Annotated in this window: 15 protein-coding genes; 8 read left to right on the forward strand and 7 right to left on the reverse strand. The window is 71.0% G+C overall.

Features of this window, described 5'->3' with window-relative positions; translation table 11 throughout:
* Positions 1 to 75: 75 nt before the first annotated feature.
* The 4 genes from CP976_RS28990 to CP976_RS29005 all read right to left on the reverse strand — a co-directional run bounded on the left by CP976_RS28990 (position 76) and on the right by CP976_RS29005 (position 6,830).
* The gene (locus tag CP976_RS28990) at positions 76 to 3,897 is read right to left on the reverse strand and encodes a multifunctional oxoglutarate decarboxylase/oxoglutarate dehydrogenase thiamine pyrophosphate-binding subunit/dihydrolipoyllysine-residue succinyltransferase subunit (protein ID WP_150482979.1); all 3,822 of its coding nucleotides are present in this window, start codon (positions 3,895 to 3,897) and stop codon (positions 76 to 78) included.
* 281 nt (positions 3,898 to 4,178) lie between these two features.
* Positions 4,179 to 5,291, reverse strand: coding sequence for a sensor histidine kinase (locus CP976_RS28995; RefSeq protein ID WP_150482980.1), 1,113 nt, complete (start codon positions 5,289 to 5,291; stop codon positions 4,179 to 4,181).
* On the reverse strand, positions 5,288 to 6,028 hold the full coding sequence (locus CP976_RS29000) for a response regulator transcription factor (RefSeq protein WP_003992913.1): 741 nt from the start codon (positions 6,026 to 6,028) through the stop codon (positions 5,288 to 5,290). The genes CP976_RS28995 and CP976_RS29000 overlap by 4 nt, the downstream gene beginning before the upstream one ends.
* A 124-nt stretch (positions 6,029 to 6,152) precedes the next feature.
* Positions 6,153 to 6,830, reverse strand: a complete 678-nt coding sequence (locus CP976_RS29005; protein ID WP_150482981.1) for a spermidine synthase family protein — start codon at positions 6,828 to 6,830, stop codon at positions 6,153 to 6,155.
* A 171-nt stretch (positions 6,831 to 7,001) separates the two neighbouring features.
* On the opposite strand from CP976_RS29005, the gene CP976_RS29010 reads away from it, so the two are divergent.
* Positions 7,002 to 7,829, forward strand: coding sequence for a rhomboid-like protein (locus CP976_RS29010; RefSeq protein WP_150482982.1), 828 nt, complete (start codon positions 7,002 to 7,004; stop codon positions 7,827 to 7,829).
* A 12-nt stretch (positions 7,830 to 7,841) separates the two neighbouring features.
* Here CP976_RS29010 and CP976_RS29015 read toward each other — a convergent pair whose 3' ends face one another.
* A complete protein-coding gene (locus CP976_RS29015; RefSeq protein WP_150482983.1) occupies positions 7,842 to 8,489 on the reverse strand; it encodes a GNAT family N-acetyltransferase in 648 nt (215 codons plus the stop codon).
* Positions 8,490 to 8,664: 175 nt separating this feature from the next.
* On the opposite strand from CP976_RS29015, the gene lon reads away from it, so the two are divergent.
* Positions 8,665 to 11,079 (forward strand): endopeptidase La, encoded by a 2,415-nt coding sequence (gene lon / locus CP976_RS29020; protein WP_150482984.1) that lies wholly within the window; start codon positions 8,665 to 8,667, stop codon positions 11,077 to 11,079.
* Positions 11,080 to 11,253: 174 nt separating this feature from the next.
* Positions 11,254 to 11,745: a MarR family winged helix-turn-helix transcriptional regulator gene (locus tag CP976_RS29025; RefSeq protein ID WP_059416600.1), complete on the forward strand. Its 492-nt coding sequence runs from the start codon at positions 11,254 to 11,256 to the stop codon at positions 11,743 to 11,745.
* A 17-nt stretch (positions 11,746 to 11,762) separates the two neighbouring features.
* Here CP976_RS29025 and CP976_RS29030 read toward each other — a convergent pair whose 3' ends face one another.
* Entirely contained in the window at positions 11,763 to 12,548 is a 786-nt protein-coding gene (locus tag CP976_RS29030) for a protein phosphatase 2C domain-containing protein (RefSeq protein ID WP_150482985.1), read from the reverse strand.
* 368 nt (positions 12,549 to 12,916) lie between these two features.
* Between CP976_RS29030 and CP976_RS29035 the strand changes: the two genes are divergently transcribed.
* From CP976_RS29035 to CP976_RS29055, 5 genes are read left to right on the forward strand one after another with little or no spacing between them, the layout of a single operon-like run.
* Entirely contained in the window at positions 12,917 to 15,715 is a 2,799-nt protein-coding gene (locus tag CP976_RS29035) for a sensor histidine kinase (RefSeq protein ID WP_190146901.1), read from the forward strand.
* On the forward strand, positions 15,712 to 16,236 hold the full coding sequence (locus CP976_RS29040) for a roadblock/LC7 domain-containing protein (protein WP_150482986.1): 525 nt from the start codon (positions 15,712 to 15,714) through the stop codon (positions 16,234 to 16,236). The genes CP976_RS29035 and CP976_RS29040 overlap by 4 nt, the downstream gene beginning before the upstream one ends.
* Positions 16,233 to 16,655 carry a DUF742 domain-containing protein gene (locus tag CP976_RS29045; RefSeq protein WP_059419369.1) on the forward strand — a complete coding sequence of 141 codons (423 nt, stop codon included), beginning with the start codon at positions 16,233 to 16,235 and terminating at the stop codon, positions 16,653 to 16,655. Before CP976_RS29040 ends, CP976_RS29045 begins: the two co-directional genes overlap by 4 nt.
* Complete coding sequence (locus tag CP976_RS29050; RefSeq protein ID WP_150482987.1) at positions 16,636 to 17,283, forward strand: GTP-binding protein; 648 nt, start codon at positions 16,636 to 16,638, stop codon at positions 17,281 to 17,283. The genes CP976_RS29045 and CP976_RS29050 overlap by 20 nt, the downstream gene beginning before the upstream one ends.
* Positions 17,284 to 17,296: 13 nt before the next feature.
* Positions 17,297 to 18,559, forward strand: coding sequence for a styrene monooxygenase/indole monooxygenase family protein (locus CP976_RS29055; protein ID WP_150482988.1), 1,263 nt, complete (start codon positions 17,297 to 17,299; stop codon positions 18,557 to 18,559).
* On the opposite strand, the gene CP976_RS29060 is transcribed toward CP976_RS29055, so the two are convergent.
* On the reverse strand, positions 18,523 to 19,752 hold the full coding sequence (locus tag CP976_RS29060; RefSeq protein ID WP_150482989.1) for a C40 family peptidase: 1,230 nt from the start codon (positions 19,750 to 19,752) through the stop codon (positions 18,523 to 18,525). The two genes, CP976_RS29055 and CP976_RS29060, sit on opposite strands and share 37 nt — an antisense overlap.
* Positions 19,753 to 19,842 lie beyond the last annotated feature (90 nt).

Below are 19,842 nucleotides of genomic sequence, written 5' to 3' on the forward strand. Positions count from 1 at the left end.
TATGTGCGCGCAAACGGCCGGGCCGCACCCCCGAAGCGGGGATGCGGCCCGGTCACGTGGAACGCGCGAGGGCGCTTACGCGTCGAACACCTCACGCACCAGCTGCTCCTGCTCGGCCTGGTGCCGCTTCGCGGAACCCACTGCCGGGGACGAGCTGTGCGGGCGCGAGATGCGGCGCAGTCGCTCGCCGTGCGGGACGTCCGCGCCGACCGCCAGGTCCAGGTGGTCGATCAGGTTGAGCGCGATGAACGGCCAGGAACCCTGGTTCGCCGGCTCCTCCTGGGCCCACAGGTACTTCTCGGCGTTCGGGTACTTCTTGATCTCCGCCTGGAGCTCGGCACCCGGCAGCGGGTACAGGCGCTCGATGCGGATGATCGCCGTGTCCGTGACGCCGCGCTTCTGACGCTCGGCCTCCAGGTCGTAGTAGACCTTGCCGGCGCAGAAGACGACCTTCTTGACCGCGGCCGCGTCCACCGACGCGTCGCCGATGACCGGCTGGAACTGGCCGGTCGTGAACTCCTCCGCCTTCGAGGCCGCCGCCTTCAGACGCAGCATCGACTTCGGAGTGAAGACCACCAGCGGCTTGTGGTGCGGGTTGTGCACCTGCCACCGCAGGAGGTGGAAGTAGTTCGACGGCGACGTCGGCATGGCGACCGTCATGTTGTTCTGGGCGCACATCTGGAGGAAGCGCTCCGGGCGGGCGGACGAGTGGTCCGGGCCCTGGCCCTCGTAGCCGTGCGGGAGGAGCAGGACCACACCGGAGGTCTGGGCCCACTTCTGCTCGGCCGACGAGATGAACTCGTCCACGACCGTCTGCGCGCCGTTGACGAAGTCGCCGAACTGCGCCTCCCACATCACGAGCGCCTCGGGGCGGGCCAGCGAGTAGCCGTACTCGAAGCCCATCGCCGCGTACTCGGAGAGGAGGGAGTTGTAGACGTTCAGACGCGCCTGGTCCTCGGAGAGGTACTGCAGCGGCGTGTACTCGTCGCCCGTGCTGCGGTCGATGATGACCGCGTGGCGCTGGCCGAACGTACCGCGCTGCGAGTCCTGGCCGGCCAGGCGGACCGGGACGCCCTCCAGGAGGAGGGAGCCGACCGCGAGGGTCTCGCCCATGCCCCAGTCGATCGTGCCGTCCTCGACCATCGACGCCCGGCGCTGGAGCTGCGGCAGCAGACGCGGGTGGACGGTGATGTGGTCGGGGATGTTGACCTGGGACTCGGCGATCCGCTTGACGACCTCCGTGGTCACCGCGGTGTTCACGGCGACCGGGAACTCGGCCTGCGGGTCGGTGGGCTCCGCGGCGGCCGGCTGCGAGGTGGCCTCGCGGACCTCCGTGAAGACCTTCTCGAGCTGGCCCTGGTAGTCCTGGAGCGCCTGCTCGGCCTCTTCCAGGGTGATGTCGCCGCGACCGATGAGGGACTCGGTGTAGAGCTTGCGCACCGAGCGCTTCTTGTCGATCAGGTCGTACATCAGGGGCTGGGTGAAGGCCGGGTTGTCCGACTCGTTGTGACCGCGGCGGCGGTAGCAGATGAGGTCGATCACCACGTCCTTGTTGAACGCCTGGCGGAACTCGAAGGCCAGCCGGGCCACGCGGACCACGGCCTCCGGGTCGTCACCGTTCACGTGGAAGATCGGGGCCTCGATCATGCGGGCCACGTCCGTCGCGTACATGGAGGAACGCGAGGACTCGGGGGCCGCGGTGAAGCCGACCTGGTTGTTGATGACGATGTGGACCGTGCCGCCGGTGCGGTAGCCGCGCAGCTGCGACATGTTCAGGGTCTCGGCCACCACGCCCTGGCCCGCGAAGGCCGCGTCGCCGTGGATCGCCACCGGCAGGACCGTGAAGTCCGTGCCGCCCTTGCCGATGATGTCCTGCTTGGCGCGGGAGACGCCTTCCAGGACCGGGTCGACGGCTTCGAGGTGCGACGGGTTCGCGACCAGGCTGACCTTGATCTGCTCGCCGTCGAGGCCCGTGAAGGTGCCCTCGGCGCCCAGGTGGTACTTCACGTCGCCGGAGCCGTGCATCGACTTCGGGTCGAGGTTGCCCTCGAACTCGCGGAAGATCTGGGCGTACGACTTGCCGACGATGTTGGCCAGGACGTTCAGACGGCCGCGGTGGGCCATGCCGACGACGACCTCGTCCAGGCGGGACTCCGCAGCGCTGTCGAGGACCGCGTCCAGCAGCGGGATGACGGACTCGCCGCCCTCCAGGGAGAAGCGCTTCTGGCCGACGTACTTGGTCTGGAGGAACGTCTCGAAGGCCTCGGCCGCGTTCAGACGGCGCAGGATGCGCAGCTGCTCCTCGCGCTCCGGCTTGGAGTGCGGGCGCTCCACACGGTCCTGGATCCACTTGCGCTGCTTCGGGTCCTGGATGTGCATGAACTCGATGCCGGTGGTGCGGCAGTACGAGTCGCGCAGGACGCCGAGGATGTCGCGCAGCTTCATCATCGACTTGCCGGCGAAGCCGCCGACGGCGAACTCGCGCTCCAGGTCCCAGAGCGTGAGGCCGTGCTCGGTGATGTCCAGGTCGGGGTGCTTGCGCTGCTGGTACTCCAGCGGGTCGGTGTCGGCCATGACGTGGCCGCGGACCCGGTAGGAGTGGATCAGCTCGAAGACGCGGGCGGCCTTCGTGACGTCGTCGTCGTGGCTCGCGTCGATGTCCTTGAGCCAGCGGACCGGCTCGTAGGGGATGCGCAGCGCCTCGAAGATCTCGTCGTAGAAGTTGTTCTCGCCGAGCAGGAGGTTCGCGACCTGGCGCAGGAACTCGCCGGAGGCGGCGCCCTGGATCACCCGGTGGTCGTAGGTCGACGTGAGCGTCATGACCTTCGAGATGCCGAGCTTGTTCAGGGTGTCCTGGGAGGTGCCCTGGAACTCCGCCGGGTAGTCCATGGAGCCGACGCCCATGATCACGGACTGGCCGGGCATCAGACGCGGCACCGAGTGGACCGTGCCGAGGCCGCCGGGGTTGGTCAGGGAGACCGTGACCCCGGAGAAGTCGTCCATCGTCAGCTTGCCGTCGCGGGCGCGGCGGACGATGTCCTCGTAGGCCTGCCAGAACTCGAAGAAGTTCAGCGTCTCGGCCTTCTTGATCGCCGCGACGACCAGCTGGCGGTCGCCGTTCGGCTTGACCAGGTCGATGGCGAGGCCGAGGTTGACGTGCTCCGGCTTGACCAGGGTCGGCTTGCCGTCCACCTTCGCGAACGCGTAGTTCATCGCCGGCATCGCCTTGATGGCCTGGACCATCGCGTAGCCGATGAGGTGCGTGAAGGAGATCTTCCCGCCGCGCGCCCGCTTGAGGTGGTTGTTGATGACGATGCGGTTGTCGAACAGCAGCTTCACCGGGACCGCGCGCACGGACGTGGCCGTGGGCAGCTCCAGGGAGGCGTCCATGTTCTTCGCGACCGCGGCGGCGGGGCCGCGCAGCACGACCTGCTCGGGACCCGAGGGGGCTTCGCCGGCGGGCTCGGCCTTCGGCTTCGCGGCGGCGGCCGGCTTGGCGGCGGCCGGAGCCGCCTTCGCCGGAGCGGGAGCCTGAGCCGGGGCCTGCGCGGCGGGCTTCGCCGGAGCGGGAGCCGGCGCGGCGGCCGCGGGCTGCTGGGCCGCCGGGGCGGGGGCCGCGGCCTGGGCGGGGGCGGCCTGGGCCGCCGGCTGAGCGGTGGTGGTCCCCGCGGCCCCCGCGGCCGCGGTACCCGCCGGAGCCGAGGCGGCAGCCGCCCCCGGCTTGTAGTCGGCGAAGAAGTCCCACCAGGCTCGGTCTACCGAATTCGGGTCCTGGAGGTACTGCTGATAGATCTCGTCGACGAGCCACTCGTTGGCACCGAACGACGCGGCAGGGTTCTTCCCCGCTTGGTCGGTGTCGGTCGAGATGCTCGAGTTACTGGGGGACTGTGGCGACACGGCGGCAACCGCCCTCTTCCGCTTCACAAGATGATGGACAGCGGGAATCAAGGCTACGCCCCTGGGACCGGGTAGGTCAGGTCGGGCCCGTTCAACGTCGCGCAAGTCACATCTCGGAGCGTGTTTCGGGGCTTGAAATGGCGGGAAACAAGCGTGGTTCCGCTTAAAGAGGGAAGGGCGCGGCCGGGCCTCATGCGCCGACGGCGCGGGCCTGTGCCTGATCACACGTGTCCGTCAGCGCGGACGCTCGTGGATCTTGTGGCTCCGCTTCGAACTTTACGTCAACTTGGCAGAGATGGAAGTCCCGGAAGGGTGACAAGAATCCGGCAACCCCGCTCGGATTCAGCCACTCCGATGCGCCCGCCGTGCAGATCCACCGCCCAGCGGGCGATGGCCAGGCCGAGACCCGTGCCGCCGTCGCTGCCAGGACCCTGCGACCGCTTGGCGCTGCCGCGGTTGAACCGCTCGAAGACGCGGTGCCACTCGGACTTCGGAATACCGGGGCCCTCGTCCAGGACCTCCAGCTCCAGCGACTCCGGCAGCGAGCCGCGCCGCGCCTTGACCGTCACACGGCCGTGCGGCGGGCTGTGCTTGACGGCGTTGTCGATGAGGTTGGCCACGACCTGGTGGATGCGCTCCGGGTCGGCGTGCGTGGTCAACTCCGGCGGGTGGACGTCGAGGTGCAGATGGACGTCCGTACGGGTGTGACTGCCCGAGCCGGTGGCGATGCCCGCGCGCACGGAGGCGACCATGTTGGCCTCCTTGAGCACGCCGGACAGATACGGCCACACCTCGAACCGCCGCTGTTTCAGCGGTACGACGCCGTTGTCCAGGCGGGACAGGTCCAGCAGCGTCTCCACCAGCCGGCCGAGCCGCTCGGTCTGCTTCAGGGCCGTGCGCATCGTCTCCGGGTCGGCCTGTGTGACGCCGTCGACGATGTTCTCCAGCACCGCGCGCAGTCCCGCGATGGGGGTGCGCAGTTCGTGCGAGACGTTCGCCACCAGCTCCTTGCGCTGGCGGTCCTGGGCCTCCAGCTCGTCGGCCATGGCGTTGATCGTGACGGCCAGATCGCCCAGCTCGTCACGGCGGTTGTCCCGCACCCGGCGGGTGTAGTCACCCTGCGAGATGGAACGGGCCACGGCCGTCATCTCGTCCAGCGGGGCGGTGAGCGAATGGGCCACGAACTGCGTAATGAGCAGTGTGGCGATCATCGAGAAGACCGTGATGAAGCGCAGCTCCGTCTTCGTGTGCACCGCGATCACCGACAGGCCCGTCGTGATCAGCACCGAGATGACGACCAGCGCGCCCAGTTTGGTCTTGATCGAGAACGGGCTCACCCCGCCCCAGGGTTCCGGATCCCCGGGGCCTCTCCGTGCTCCCGGCCCGCCGCTCATGGCGTCGGGGTCTCCAGGGCGTAGCCCACGCCGTGCACGGTACGGATCCGCTCGGCGCCGATCTTCCGGCGCAGCGCCTTGATGTGGCTGTCGACCGTCCGGGTACCGGAGGCGTCCGCCCAGTCCCAGACCTCGGCGAGCAACTGCTCGCGCGAGAGCACCGCGCGCGGGGTGTTCGCCAGGCACACGAGGAGATCGAACTCGGTGGGCGTGAGGTGAACATCCTCACTGCGCACCCGGACCCGGCGCTGCGCGTGGTCGATCTCCAGTTCGCCGAGGCGCAGGATGCCGCTGCGCGGCGTCGCGGCGGCCAGCGCGGCCCGCTCAACACGGCGCAGCAGCACGTGCACACGCGCCGCCAGCTCCCGCATCGAGAACGGCTTCGTCATGTAGTCGTCGGCGCCGACGCCCAGCCCGACCAGCATGTCGGTCTCGTCGTCGCGCGCGGTGAGCATCATCACCGGCACCGGCCGGGCGGCCTGCACGCGTCGGCAGACCTCCAGACCGTCGAAGCCGGGCAGCATGATGTCGAGGATCAGCAGGTCGGGCTGCCAGGCCTCGGCCGTGTCGACGGCGGCCGGACCGTCACCCGCTGTTTGCACGAGGAATCCCTCGGCTCGCAGGCGGGTCGCGATGGCGTCCACGATCGTGGCGTCGTCCTCGACGACGAGAACCCGGCGCTGTGCGCCCGGGGTAGCCGTCGCCGAACCGTTGTGGGAGGTGTGTGTCTGCTCCATCGCCCGCCCCTGGGGTGTGCTTTCCGGGATCAGTGGGGTGATCCCTCGGTCTGCGCATGGTTGCGATTGACGCTTGAATGATCGGCGTCAGAGGAGCAGCGTACGGGGAGTCAGTACACCTTTGCTATCCAGGGCTGATGCCGAGGTGCACGACGTCCGGAACGCCCCGGGCAACCGGGATCTCTTCGGTACGCACCTGCTGGAACCCGACATTCCGCAGGGTTTCTTCGAATTCCGGAGAGGGCTCGGCGGACCAGACGGCGAGCACTCCACCGGGCCTCAACACCCGTGCGCAGCTTGCCAGTCCGGCTTCTCCGTAGAGATTTCCGTTGCCCTCCGTGACGGTCCAGCCGGGTCCGTTGTCGATGTCGAGGCACAGGGCGTCGTACGTGTCGGATGTCTCATTGACGTAGGCCACGAGATCGGCTTCGACGATTTTCGTGCGGGGATCGGCGAGGGCCTCGGCGGAGAACGCGGAGAGCGGGCCGTCGAGATGCCATTCGACGATGGCGTGCTCGCGTTCCACGACCGTGATCCCTACCCAGCGCGGGTCCGCGGCCGCGTGGGCGAGGGAGAAACCGACGCCGAGTCCGCCGATCAGCACGTCGGGGCGGTCCCGGCCGGCCAGGGCGTCCAGGGCCGCGTCGACCAGCCGCCGCTCCGAGCGGCCGTCGGAGGTGTCCATCAGGAAACAGCCGTTCGCGATGATCTCCAGCCGGTCGTCGTGCCGTCGCAGCACGACCTCGCCGTGCGGCCCCTCGCGTCGGTCCAGCACGTGGGGGATGTCGTTCGAGGTGGGCATCCGAGCATCCTGGCAGGTGGGGGGTGTCCGGCGCCAAGAATTTCGGAGCGGCCGGCGGGGGACGCGGTGGGCTGCTGTCAGGTTGCTGTGAATCGGCTCTCGCGTGGCGCCCGTCACAGACAGGGAGCGAAGGTGCGCGAAGTGTGGGGCGTGACGGAAGGAGCGCCCGCCGTGGATCGCACCGCGCCGGCCGACAGGACGGCCACGCCGACGCCGACGGGCACGCCCGTCCCCGATGGGCCGGGGCTGCTGGACGGGGTGCCGCGGCAGCGGACCGGCGGCCGAGGGTCGTGCGGGACCGTGGACCCGGGCGGACGAGAGCCCACCGCGGTGGAGACGCCCCGGCCTCGGCTCCGGACGCCGAGACCGTGGCGGCTGCTCCCGACTCCCACGGGTACGCCGTTCACCTTCGGATACGCGATCGTCCTCGGTCTGACCTCGCTGATCTCCGCGTACGCGGACCCCGCTCTGGTGCACGCCCTGCTCCAGGGTTCCAGTACGGATGTGGCGCACCTGGCGCGGACGCCGGAGCTGGTGCTGGTCGGCAGCGCGCTGTGGCTCGCGGGCGGGGTGGCCTCGCCGTTCGCGATCGGGTTCGTGCTCGTGCTGACCGCGCTGGAACGGCGGATCGGCGGTCTGCGCACGGCCGGTGTCTTCCTGCTCGGGCACGTCCTCGCCACCCTGGCGACGGAGGTCCCGGTCGGGCTCGCGGTGCTGGCGGGTCAGCTCCCCGGAAGTTCGCTGCACCGACTCGACTACGGCGTCAGCTTCGGCGTCGCCGCCGGCACCGGCGCCCTGGCCGGACTGCTGCCGCCCTGGCTGCGCGTGCCGCTGCTGGCCGGCTTCGGCGGGATGCTGCTCCAGGACCTGCTCGCCTTCACCGACCCGATGACCAACTGGGGGCACCTGATCGCCCTGGCCATCGGTGTCGCGACCTGGCCGGTGGTCCGGCGGTGGCAGGCGAGGGACCCCGGCTCCCCCGGACCGGTCCGGGGCTGACGGCGGGGCCGTTCAGGTCCGCGGGCAGTGCTTCGCGCTGGTGAGCAGGGCCACCACCTCCCAGCCGAGCGCCTCGTAGAGCCCTCGTCCCGCGGGCGTACCGGCGAGGACACCGGTCCGTGCGCCCTGCCGGACGGCGGTCGTCTGCAACGTCCGCATGACGAGGCTGCCGAGTCCCTTGCGGCGATGCTCCGGTGCCGTCTCGATCTGGTCGGCCACGGCGGTGCTGCCGGTCGGGGTGATCTGGCCGCGCGCCGCCAGCGAACCGTCCGGGGCGGCCACCATCACGCGCGTCACTCCGCCACGCGACCAGCTCCGCAGCCGGTAGCCGTCGGGCACGTCCGGAAGGTCCCCCTGGGTCAGCGGGACCGTCATCAGGTAGCCGGGCTCGGGGTCGATCCACCAGGTGTCGTCCAGCCAGCCGGCGACCACGGACGGGTCCCGGAACGCCTTCAGCCACACCCCGGCCCCGGTCACCGCGCCGGCCACCTTGCGGACGGTCGCCTCGTCGAGGTCGTCGCCGGTCGCGCCGAACACATGCCGGGTGACGTGTCCGTACATCCCCACGTCGATCGTGCAGCCCCACGGCTCGGGCACGGGCGGAGCCGCCCCGCGCGACACGACCCACCCGTCCACCCACGCCTGCACGGTCTCGTCCATGCCGCCCCCTGGTAATAGGCACTCACCGGATTGATCTGTTACGTCGCTGACTCTACGGCCCCGATCGCCCCTGGTGTCACGGTCGATCGCTCACAGCGAACGGCGGGTGGGGAACATCCGGCGGCTCCCGCGCATTGAGTCGGCATAGCTCAACTTGACTGCTGAAGGGGAGATCATGGCTTCGACGTCCACACCGCTCACCCTGCCCGTGCTGCCGCTCGACGACGAGGTCGTCCTGCCCGGGATGGTGGTCCCGCTGGACCTGAGCGACTCCGAGGTCCGTGCCGCGGTGGAGGCCGCCCAGGCCGCTGCTCGGACAACGCCCGGAAAGCCCCGGGTACTCCTGGTGCCGCGCATCGACGGCACGTACGCCGGCACCGGTGTCCTCGGCACCGTCGAGCAGGTGGGCCGGCTGGCCGACGGCGACCCGGGCGCGCTGATCCGCGGCCGGGGGCGGGTGAGGATCGGTGCGGGGACCACGGGTCCCGGCGCGGCCCTCTGGGTCGAGGGCACCCGCGTCGACGAATCCGTCCCGGAGCCGCTGCCCGGGCAGGTCGCCGAACTGGTCAAGGAGTACAAGGCCCTCGCCACCGCGTGGCTGCGCAAGCGCGGCGCCTGGCAGGTCGTCGACCGGGTCCAGGCCATCGACGACGTCTCGGCGCTCGCCGACAACTCCGGCTACTCGCCGTTCCTGACCACCGATCAGAAGGTCGAGCTGCTGGAGACCGCCGACCCGGTGGCCCGGCTGAAGCTCGCGACCCAGCAGCTGCGCGACCACCTCGCCGAGCAGGACGTGGCCGAGTCCATCGCCAAGGACGTCCAGGAAGGCGTCGACAAGCAGCAGCGCGAGTTCCTGCTGCGGCGTCAGCTCGAAGCGGTCCGCAAGGAGCTGCGCGAGCTGAACGGCGAGCAGGAGGGCGAGGAGTCCGACGACTACCGCGCCCGCGTGGAGGCCGCCGACCTGCCCGAGAAGGTCCGCGAGGCCGCGCTCAAGGAGGTCGACAAGCTGGAGCGGTCCTCCGACCAGTCGCCCGAGGGCTCCTGGATCCGCACCTGGCTCGACACGGTCCTGGAGATGCCGTGGAACGAGCGCACCGAGGACGCGTACGACATCCAGGGCGCCCAGGCCGTCCTCGACGCCGAGCACTCCGGCCTTCAGGACGTCAAGGAGCGGATCACCGAGTACCTGGCGGTGCGCAAGCGGCGTACCGACCGCGGGCTGGGCGTGGTCGGCGGGCGGCGCGGCGGTGCCGTGCTCGCGCTCGTGGGTCCGCCCGGCGTCGGCAAGACCAGCCTGGGCGAGTCCGTCGCCCACGCGATGGGGCGCAAGTTCGTGCGCGTCGCCCTCGGCGGCGTCCGCGACGAGGCCGAGATCCGCGGTCACCGGCGTACGTACGTCGGTGCCCTGCCCGGCCGGATCGTCCGCGCCGTCAAGGAGGCCGGGTCGATGAACCCCGTCGTGCTGCTCGACGAGATCGACAAGGTGGGCTCGGACTTCCGGGGCGACCCGGCCGCGGCGCTGCTCGAAGTGCTCGACCCGGCGCAGAACCACACCTTCCGGGACCACTACCTGGAGGTCGAGCTGGACCTGTCGGACGTGGTCTTCCTCGCGACCGCCAACGTCCTGGAGGCCATCCCGGAGGCCCTGGCCGACCGGATGGAGATCGTCCGCCTGGACGGCTACACCGAGGACGAGAAGGTCGTCATCGCCCGCGACCACCTGCTGCCGCGCCAGCTGGAGCGGGCCGGGCTCGACAAGGACGAGGTGGCCATCGACGAGGGCGCCCTGCGCAAGCTCGCCGGTGAGTACACGCGCGAGGCGGGCGTGCGAACCCTGGAGAGGTCGATCGCACGGCTGCTGCGCAAGGTCGCGGCCCAGCACGAACTGGGTGAGCGGGAGCTGCCGTTCACCGTCCGGGACGAGGACCTGCGCTCTCTGATCGGACGGCCGCACCACGTGCCCGAGTCCGCCCAGGACCCGGCCGAGCGCCGGACGTCCGTGCCGGGCGTGGCGACGGGCCTCGCGGTGACGGGCGCCGGCGGTGACGTGCTGTACGTCGAGGCGTCGCTGGCCGACCCGGAGACCGGTGCGGCCGGGCTGACCCTGACCGGTCAGCTGGGGGACGTGATGAAGGAGTCCGCGCAGATCGCGCTGAGCTTCCTGCGCTCCCGCGGCGCCGAGCTGGAACTGCCGGTGGGTGACCTGAAGGACCGGGGTGTGCACATCCACTTCCCGGCGGGCGCGGTCCCCAAGGACGGCCCCAGCGCCGGCGTCACGATGACCACGGCCCTCGCCTCGCTGCTGTCCGGCCGTCTGGTCCGCACGGACGTGGCGATGACCGGCGAGGTCTCGCTGACCGGCCGGGTCCTGCCGATCGGCGGCGTGAAGCAGAAGCTGCTGGCCGCCCACCGCGCCGGGGTCACCACCGTGATCATCCCCAAGCGCAACGAACCCGACCTGGACGACGTCCCGGCGGAGGTGCTGGACAAGCTCGACGTCCACGCCGTCACCGACGTCCGCCAGGTCCTGGAGCTGGCGCTCGCGCCCGCCACGGCGGATGCGACGCCTGAGGTTCCGGTGGCCGCGTGACGGAGGTCACCGGATGAGGGAAGGCCCGGGTCCCGTGAGGGAGGCCCGGGCCTTCACCCTGTGGCGGCCCTGTGGACGCGCGCCCCGTGACCTGCGGAATACTTGCCGAGCTGCGGCGACGGCCGCGGAGGGCGGAAAATGCAGGTAGCGGGCGACGACCGAGGCAGGACTCACGTGCACCAGGACGGCAACGACGACGGACACCGGGACGCCTCTCTGGCCGGAACCGGTGTGGATCAGCCGGCCTTTCTGGCGCTGGAGCGGGAGCTGACCGTGCTGCTGCGGCGGGCCCGGGCCAGCCAGGGCGAGATGGCCCGGGAGGTCCACCCCGACCTGGAGTCGTCGGCGTACGGCCTGCTCGTACGGCTGGACGAGTGCGGCAAGCAGCGGGCCACCGAGCTCGCCGCCTACATCGGCGTCGGCAAGGCCACCATGTCCCGCCAGCTGCGGGCCCTGGAGGAACTGGGCCTGGTCGCGCGCGAACCCGACCCCGCCGACGGACGCGCCTGGCTCGTCGCCCTCACCCAGGAGGGCCACGACCGGGTCCGCCGGGTGCGCGAGGCCCGCCGCGCCCGCTACGCCGGCCGCCTGGCCGACTGGGACACCCACGAGGTCACGGAACTGGCCCGGCTGCTGCACCAGCTCAACCGCGGCATGGAGAAGTAGCCCGCAGTCCCGGGTGTTCAGAACTCGACGTACACGACCGTCGCGTCGTCGTGCGTCTTGCTCCGGCCCAGGAACGAGCCGGCCGAATCCGCCCGTTCCAGCGTCCGTACCCGGTCCACCAGCGCCTGTGGCCCCTCCTTGCGCAGGAGGTGGAAGCAGTCCGTCCAGTCGCCTTCATCGAACCGCTCCACCCAGCGGGTCGCCCCGTCCGTCAGTGCGGCCAGGGCGCGCACCTCACGGCGGGGCAGGGTTCCGGTCACCGCCCGGCGGGACACCGAGGGGTCGGCGGCCGCCGTGAAGAAGCCGCCTTCCTTGTTGCGGAGTGTGGAGTCCACCAGCGCGTCCGTGGCCAGGGCGGAGCGGGGGAGAAGGGCCAGACGGTCGTCCAGGACGGGCGTCACCACGCCGTCCGGGGACTCCACGAGAAGAGCCGAGTCCGACAGGACCAGGTACTCCACCGTCTCCGGGGACCAGCGGGCCACGACCACCGTGGCCTGAGGTGTGCGGGGGTGAGAAAGGTCACAGGTTGAGGCGTGCGCCTCGGCGGTACGCGCGATGGCACGGGACAAGGCGTCGACCAGAGGAACATCCGGGAGTGAAACGGTCAGTTCGGTCAGCGCTCCCCCGAGGCGCGCGGTGAACCAGGGGACGGAATGCAGACATCCCGTCCCGGCCTTCGGAGGCGTGACACCGTCCAGGACGACGACCGAACCACCCTGTCCGGAGGCCGGTAGTCCGACACTGGCGAAGTCCTCGTTGGGGCGGTCCGCGTCCCCCGGCTCCGAGGCGAGTTCAGTACGCATCCAGCCAGTCTGCACGACCCCTTCACAAGGTTCGCAAAAGGCTGGCAATGGTTGCCGGACGGGTGCGCTCTTGCAGGTCAGGCGCCCCGTTTGGGATGGAATGCTTTGTTCCGGGAAGGCGTGGTGGCGAATATTGCCACCACCCGCCCGCGGCGTCCAACCGGCCCGCCGGGCAAGGCCGCTGCAAGGGCCAGCGGAACTTGCTCCCCAACTCACCTCCGGGGTTCACTCCTTCGGGTGGCGGGTCAGGTGATGCGCGTGCGCTGCCCACCGGCGCTGGGAGGGTCGGGAAGTGTACCTGGAGTACGCACCAGTTGACGGAGCGTCATCCGGGCCCATGAGTTCACGAGTCAGGAATGCGAGCACCGGTGCAGATGTCGCGGCCTCGTCGCACAGGCAAGCAGACGGCCCCCGTTCAGGGCGCTGAGTCGACGCCCCCCACCGGCAAGGGCCGCCCCACCCATGTACGCAACCGGCTCATCGTTGCCGTGGCCGTGGTCGCCGCGGCCATCGCCGGCGCGGGCACCCCGTCCGTCCTCGCCGCCTCCGGGCAACTCCACGACTCGCAGGAGCTGGTGACGCTCGCCGGGCAGACCCAGGACGCCCTCGCCCTCGCGCACTCCCTCGCCGACGAGCGTGACGACGTCACCTCCTACATCGCGGCCGGCCGCCCCAAGTCCAAGGCGCCCTCCGAGCAGCGCAGCGCCCGGGTGGACCGGCAGGTCGAGGAGCTGCGGGCCGACACCGACACGCCTGCCTCGCTCCGCTCCGACCTCGACGCCATCGCGGCCGTACGCCGGGCGGCGCTCACCGGCAAGAGCAGCGCTCTGGAAGCGCACCAGGCGTACTCCGTCGCCATCACCGAACTCCACCGGCTCGCCGAGGAGCTGGCCCAGCAGACGCCGCCCCGCGCGGGCTCCGGCGGTCAGGCCATGGCCGAACTGGACTCCGCCGTGCAGCAGGCCGCCGCGGCCCGGGGGCTGCTGCTCGCCGCCCTCAGCGTGCCGCGCGGCACCGAGACGGTCATCGACCCGGTCACCGGCCTGCCGACCGAGACCTCCTCGGACGCCGACACCCGGCAGCGCGACGCCCTGAGTGCCGCCGCCCAGCAGGCCCGGCTGCGCTCCGACGCGGCTCTGGCCGACTTCCGCGACACCGCGCCCAAGCCCGCCCGTACCTCCTTCGACAACACGGTGACCGGCACCGAGGTCAACTCCGCCGAGAAGTACCTCGCCAGGCTCACCGACCAGCCGGGCCTCTCCAACGGCGAACTCTCCACCGACGCCAGGAAGCTGGACGTGGCCCTCTCCGCCCGGATCGACCTGATGCGCGGCGTGGAATCCGCCCTCTACGACCGGCGCACCAAGGACCTGGAGGCGCTGCGCGACGACGACGTCACCGCGCTGGAGATCCGCATCGCCGTCCTCGGCGCCCTGATGCTGCTCGCCGTCGGCGTCGCCACGGGCATGGCCCGCAGCCTCACGCGCCCCCTCGCGGTCCTGCGCCTGGGCTCGAAACGCCTGGCCGAGGCGGAGGTTCCGACGGCCGAGGAACCCGTCAGGTTCACCGGCCGCAACGACGAGTTCGCCCAGGTCGTACGCTCCGTCAACGCCCTGCACGCGCACGCCGTCGCCCTCACCGAGCGGATCGCCACGCTGGAGTCCGACCGCAAGCACCTCGTCGGCCAGCGCCAGAAGATGGCCGACGCGCGCGAGGAACTGCGCGGTGAGCTCGCCGAGTCCGCCGCCCAGCTGGAGCGGCTGCGCACGGCCATCGGCGGCACGTTCGTCAACCTCGCGCTGCGCACCCTCGGGCTGGTCGAGCGGCAACTGGCCGTCATCGAGAACCTGGAGGAGCGCGAACAGGACCCGGACCGCCTCGCCACGCTGTTCAAGCTCGACCACTTCGCCACGGTCATGCGCCGGCACAGCGAGAACCTCCTCGTCCTCGCGGGCACCGAGCACGTCCAGCACACCGCCGGTCCCGTGCCGCTCGTGGACGTCGTCCGCGCCGCGGTGAGCGAGATCGAGCGGTACGAGCGGGTCCGGATCGCCGCGCTGCCGCCGCACGCGCACATCGCCGGGTTCGCCGCGGACGACCTGTCCCACCTGCTGGCCGAACTCCTGGAGAACGCCACCTCGTTCTCGCCGCCCGACCTGCCCGTCGAGATCTCCGGCTGGCTGCTGGAGAGCGGCGAGGTCATGCTCTCGGTCCAGGACGAGGGCATCGGCATGACCGAGGACCGGCTGGAGCGACTGAACTCCCGCCTCACCGACTTCGACCCGGAGGCGCCGTACGACCAGGAGGGCGAGGACGGTCTCGGCCTCGGCCTGTACGTCGTGGCCCGCCTCGCCCACCGGCACGGTGTGCGCGTGCAGTTGCGCGAGCAGAAGCAGGGCGGTGTCGCGGCGGTCGTCGTCCTGCCCCGCACCCTGCTGGCGGCGTCCCCGGCCGCCGCCGTCCCGGCCTCCGGTCCGCTCTCCGGCACCACCCACACCGTCGCGTTCCCCGGTGCCGACGCCGAGGCCAACTCCAACGTCCTGCACGGCCGCGCCGGCAACGGGGACCCGCTGGTGGCCCTGGCGGAGAAGGCGGTACGGCACGAGGAGCTCGCAGAGCACACGGAGGCCGGGGAGCACCCGGCACCGGCGGAAACCCCTGCCGAGACCACGATGGAGCTGCTGGCCCCGATACCGCAGGACGAGCCGGCCCCTGCGGAGCACGAGCCCGCGGCGGCCGACGGCGAATCCGTCCCGCAGGGGCCGCCACCCGCGGCCGACGGTGAATCCGTCCCACAGGGGCCGCCACCCGCGCCCGAGGACGAAACCCGCACGGGGGGTGCGGGTGGGGACCACGACGCCGAAGGCGAAGCCGCGGCGGAGGCCGACGTCGAGCACGAACGCGTCACCGACAAGGGCCTCCCCAAGCGCACTCCCAAGATCACCGCTCCGGCCACCGCCCCGCGCCAGCGCAGCGGCTCCGTGGACGCCGAGGCCCTCCGCCGCCGCCTCGGCGGCTTCCGCCAGGGCGCCCAGGCCGGCTACCGCGAGGTGGAGGCGGAGATCGCCGAGAAGACGGCCTCGCACAAGCGGCCGGACACCGGCACAGCAGGACCAGCTGAATCCGAAGAAGCCACGGGGGGCACAGTCGAGGAGGCAAGCAGTTGACCGCTCCCAGTACCTTCGGACTGATCGGACTGAGCAGTGAGGCCCGCAATCTGCACTGGCTGCTGACCAACCTCGTCGAGGAGGTACCCGGCATCCTCTCGGTCGCGGTCGTCTCGTCCGACGGACTGCTCCTGCTGTCCTCCGACGACCACCGGAACCAGCAGGCCCGAGAAGCCCTTCAGAACCGCGGGACCAGGCGGACCGGTCCGCGCGGCTCCGCCGCCGATCTGGCCACCATCGTCTCCGGCATCGGCAGCCTCACCGTCGGCGCCGCCAAACTGATGGAGTTCGGCGGGGTCCGGCACACGATGGTCGCGATGGACGAGGGCAGCCTGTTCGTGATGTCCATCAGCGACGGCTCGCTGCTCGGCGTCCACGGCTCCGCGGACTGCGACATGAGCGTGGTGGCGTACCACATGGCCCTGTTCGTGGGCCGGGCCGGCCACGTCCTGACGCCGGAACTCCGCAGCGAGCTCCGAAAATCCCTGGAGGATTCCCAGACCACGGGGAGTGCCCGATGAGCAGTACGCCGAAGCAGCACCTCCCGGTCCGCGGCGGTGACCGCAAACCCGCCCGGGTCCGCCCCTACTCGCTCACCGGCGGCCGTACCCGCTTCGGCCACGTGCTCCTGGTGGAGACGTTCGTGGCGAGCACGGCCGCGCTCGACGCCCCGGAGGAGCGCAGGGAACTGACGAACGGTTCCCTGTCCACCCGCGTGATGCCGGAGCTGCGGGCCATCGTCGAACTGTGCCGCCGGATGCGTACGGTGGCCGAGATCGCCGCGCTGCTGAAGATGCCGCTCGGCGTGGTCCGCGTGCTCCTCAGCGACCTCGCGGACCAGGGAAAGATCCGTGTGTACGGGACGGGCACCGGCCATGGCACGGGCCGCCCGGACCGAGCTCTGCTGGAAAGGGTGCTGAGTGGACTCCGTCGTCTCTGACGCCGCTCACGGCGTCGCTGGTTCATCCCCGTTCGTCCAGCCCGGCGAGAGCATGCACGCCTGGGAGACGGACCGCACCCGTGCCCCCATCGCCACGAAGATCGTGGTGGCCGGCGGCTTCGGCGTGGGCAAGACCACGCTGGTCACCGCCGTCTCGGAGATCACGCCCCTGCAGACCGAGGCGCTGATGACCGAGGCGAGCGAGGCCCACGACGACCTCACCGCCACGCCGGGCAAGACCACCACCACCGTGGCCATGGACTTCGGGCGCATCACGCTCGACGACGACCTGGTGCTCTACCTGTTCGGCACGCCGGGCCAGCAGCGGTTCTGGTTCATGTGGGACGACATCGTGCGCGGCGCGATCGGCGCCGTCGTCATGGCCGACACGCGCCGGCTGAAGGACTGCTTCCCGGTACTGGACTACTTCGAGAGCTCCGGGCTGCCGTACGTGGTCGCGGTCAACCACTTCGACGACAGCGAGCTGTTCGAGCCGGAGGACGTGCGGGAGGCCCTGACCATCCCGAAACACATACCTGTCATGATCATGGACGCGCGTCGCCGGATCTCCGTGATCGAGACCCTCCTGGCCCTGGTGGGCCACGCGCTCGACGAAACCCCCGAGTAGAGGACAGCCCCGCATGCGGAAGATACTCGTCGTCGGAGCCGGTCAGTCCGGGCTCCAGATAGCTCTCGGCCTCCAGTCGCAGGGGTACGAGGTCACCCTGATGTCCAACCGGACGGCGGACGAGATCCGCACCGGCCGGGTCATGTCGACGCAGTGCATGTTCCACACGGCACTTCAGCACGAGCGCGATCTCCAGCTGAACTTCTGGGAGTCCCAGGCCCCGAAGATCGAAGGACTCGGCGTCTCGGTCGCCGCCCCCGGCTCCTGGGCCGAGGGTCCCGCGGCCCGTGCGATCGACTGGCTGGGCAGGCTCGACGGGTACGCGCAGTCGATCGACCAGCGCGTGAAGATGGCCGGCTGGATGGAGACGTTCGCCCAGCGCGGCGGGCAGCTCGTCATCCACGGCGCGGCCGTCGGCGACCTCGACTACTTCTCCCGCACGTACGACCTGGTGCTCGTCGCGGCGGGCAAGGGCGAGCTGGTGCAGATGTTCGCCCGCGACCCGGAGCGGTCCCCCTACAGCGAGCCGCAGCGCGCGCTGGCCGTGTCGTACGTCCACGGCCTCGGCCCGCGCCCCGAGCACCCCGACACCGAAGGGGTCCGCTGCAACCTCGTGCCGGGCGTCGGTGAACTGTTCGTCATGCCCTGCCTGACCACCTCCGGCCGCGCCGACATCCTGTTCTGGGAGGGCATACCCGGCGGCCCGCTCGACGTCTTCAACGGCGTCAAGGACCCGGCGGAGCACCTCTCCCTGACCCTGGAACTCATGGAGCGGTACGTCCCCTGGGAGTACGCGCGGGCCACCAAGGTCGAGCTGACCGACGCGGGCGGCACGCTGGCCGGCCGCTACGCCCCCACCGTCCGCAACCCGATCGGCCGCCTTCCCGGCGGCGGGCTCGTGCTGGGTGTGGCGGACGTCGTCGTGGCGAACGACCCGATCACCGGCCAGGGCTCCAACTCCGCGTCGAAGTGCGCGGCCGCCTACCTCTCCTCGATCGTGGAGCGCGGCGACAAGCCGTTCGACGAGGAGTGGATGCGGGCCACCTTCGACCGCTACTGGGCCACCGCGCAGCACGTCACCAAGTGGACCAACGCGATGCTCGCGCCGCCGCCGGAGCACATCCTGAACCTGATCGGCGCCGCCGGTGAGCTCCAGCCGGTCGCCGACCGGTTCGCCAACGGCTTCAACGACCCGGCCGACTTCGAGAACTTCTTCTACGACCCGGAGAAGACGCAGGCCTACCTGGTCGAGGTGTCCGGCACGGGCGCCGCGTAGTCCGCCTCGTCCGCGAATCCCCCGTATCCGTCGTATCCCTCGTCCGATCCGTCCGTGGCCCCCTCGGGGAGCTCCGGTGGCTCGTAGCGCCACAGGGGCTTCCCGTCCGGGTCCGGGCGTACGGCGCCCAGGACCGGGTTGGCCGCGATCGGTGACACCTTCACCTTCGCGCCCGGCCGGGGCGCCTGTACGACCATGCCGTCGCCGAGGTACAGCGCGACGTGCGTGGCCTTGGGGAAGTACACGACCAGGTCCCCCGGCCGCAGCTCGGTGAGCGGGACCCGCTTCAGCCGCTTCCACTGCTCCTGGCTGGTCCGCGGAACGGGCGTCCCGGCCTCCGCCCAGGCCTGCGAGGTCAGGCCCGAGCAGTCGTACGTCTCGGGGCCCTCCGCGCCCCACTCGTACGGCTTGCCGAGTTGCCGCACGGCGTAGCGCACGGCCCGGTCGCCCTCGGCGGACGGTCTGCGGACGCTGCCGCCGGCGCCGTTGCCGCCGCTGCTGCTGAGTGCGCCGGACGCCATGAACTTCTTCTGCGCCTCCTCGATCCCGTTCTTCTCGAACGTGGCGAGGGCGGTGAGCTGGTCGCGGCTGAGGGAGGCGAGCAGTTCCTCGACGTCGTGGAGCCGATCACGGACCTCGTCCCGTTCCTTCTTCCGCCGCTCGATGAGGGCGAGCTGCTGGTCGAGTGCCTTGCGGGCCTGGCGGGCCAGCTCCCGGGCCTTCCGCTCGCTGCCGGTCAGCCGTCCGACGGTCTCGGCCCGCTCCCGCGCCAGCCGGCCGATCACATGGCCCTGGTCGATCGCGTGCTGCGGGTCGCGGGCCAGGAGCAGGCGTACGTACGGGGAGATGTCGGTGCTGCTCTGGTACTGCTGCCGGGCCAGGCGGCCCGCCGCGCCCCGGCTGTCGTGCAGGGAGAGCCGGGTGCGGGCCAGAGCGCGGTCGAGGCGGTCGGTCTCGGCGCGCTGTTTCTTCAGCTTCTCCTCGGTGGCGTTGTAGGCCTCGGTGGCCTCTTCGGCCTTCCGGTAATGCTGCTGAAGGTCCGTCAGAAGACCGGCGACGGAGGCGGCGTCCTGGGCGGAGGCGGGATCCTGGGCCGGGCCGGGCTCCGGGACCGCCGTGGCGGGGGCGGGGGCGAGGACGGTGGTTGCCGCCGTCGCCGCGACGCAGACCAGCCGCACGAGCCTTCCTGACATGCCATCACCTCCGGTGTGAGGGCGGCCCTTTGGCCACCGGACACTCGTGAGGATCAGGCGTGCGCGCGAGGTGCGCGCGGTGGGTGTGCG

The organism is Streptomyces coeruleorubidus (assembly GCF_008705135.1).
Taxonomy (GTDB): Bacteria; Actinomycetota; Actinomycetes; order Streptomycetales; family Streptomycetaceae; genus Streptomyces; species Streptomyces coeruleofuscus.

Coding starts and splice junctions, on each gene's coding strand:
- CP976_RS28995 (WP_150482980.1), bottom strand. CDS start 5,291: ATGAGCGGCGGGCCGGGAGCACGGAGAGGCCCCGGGGATCCGGAACCC.
- CP976_RS29000 (WP_003992913.1), bottom strand. CDS start 6,028: ATGGAGCAGACACACACCTCCCACAACGGTTCGGCGACGGCTACCCCG.
- CP976_RS29005 (WP_150482981.1), bottom strand. CDS start 6,830: ATGCCCACCTCGAACGACATCCCCCACGTGCTGGACCGACGCGAGGGG.
- CP976_RS29015 (WP_150482983.1), bottom strand. CDS start 8,489: ATGGACGAGACCGTGCAGGCGTGGGTGGACGGGTGGGTCGTGTCGCGC.
- lon (WP_150482984.1), top strand. CDS start 8,665: ATGGCTTCGACGTCCACACCGCTCACCCTGCCCGTGCTGCCGCTCGAC.
- CP976_RS29030 (WP_150482985.1), bottom strand. CDS start 12,548: ATGCGTACTGAACTCGCCTCGGAGCCGGGGGACGCGGACCGCCCCAAC.
- CP976_RS29045 (WP_059419369.1), top strand. CDS start 16,233: ATGAGCAGTACGCCGAAGCAGCACCTCCCGGTCCGCGGCGGTGACCGC.
- CP976_RS29055 (WP_150482988.1), top strand. CDS start 17,297: ATGCGGAAGATACTCGTCGTCGGAGCCGGTCAGTCCGGGCTCCAGATA.
- CP976_RS29060 (WP_150482989.1), bottom strand. CDS start 19,752: ATGTCAGGAAGGCTCGTGCGGCTGGTCTGCGTCGCGGCGACGGCGGCA.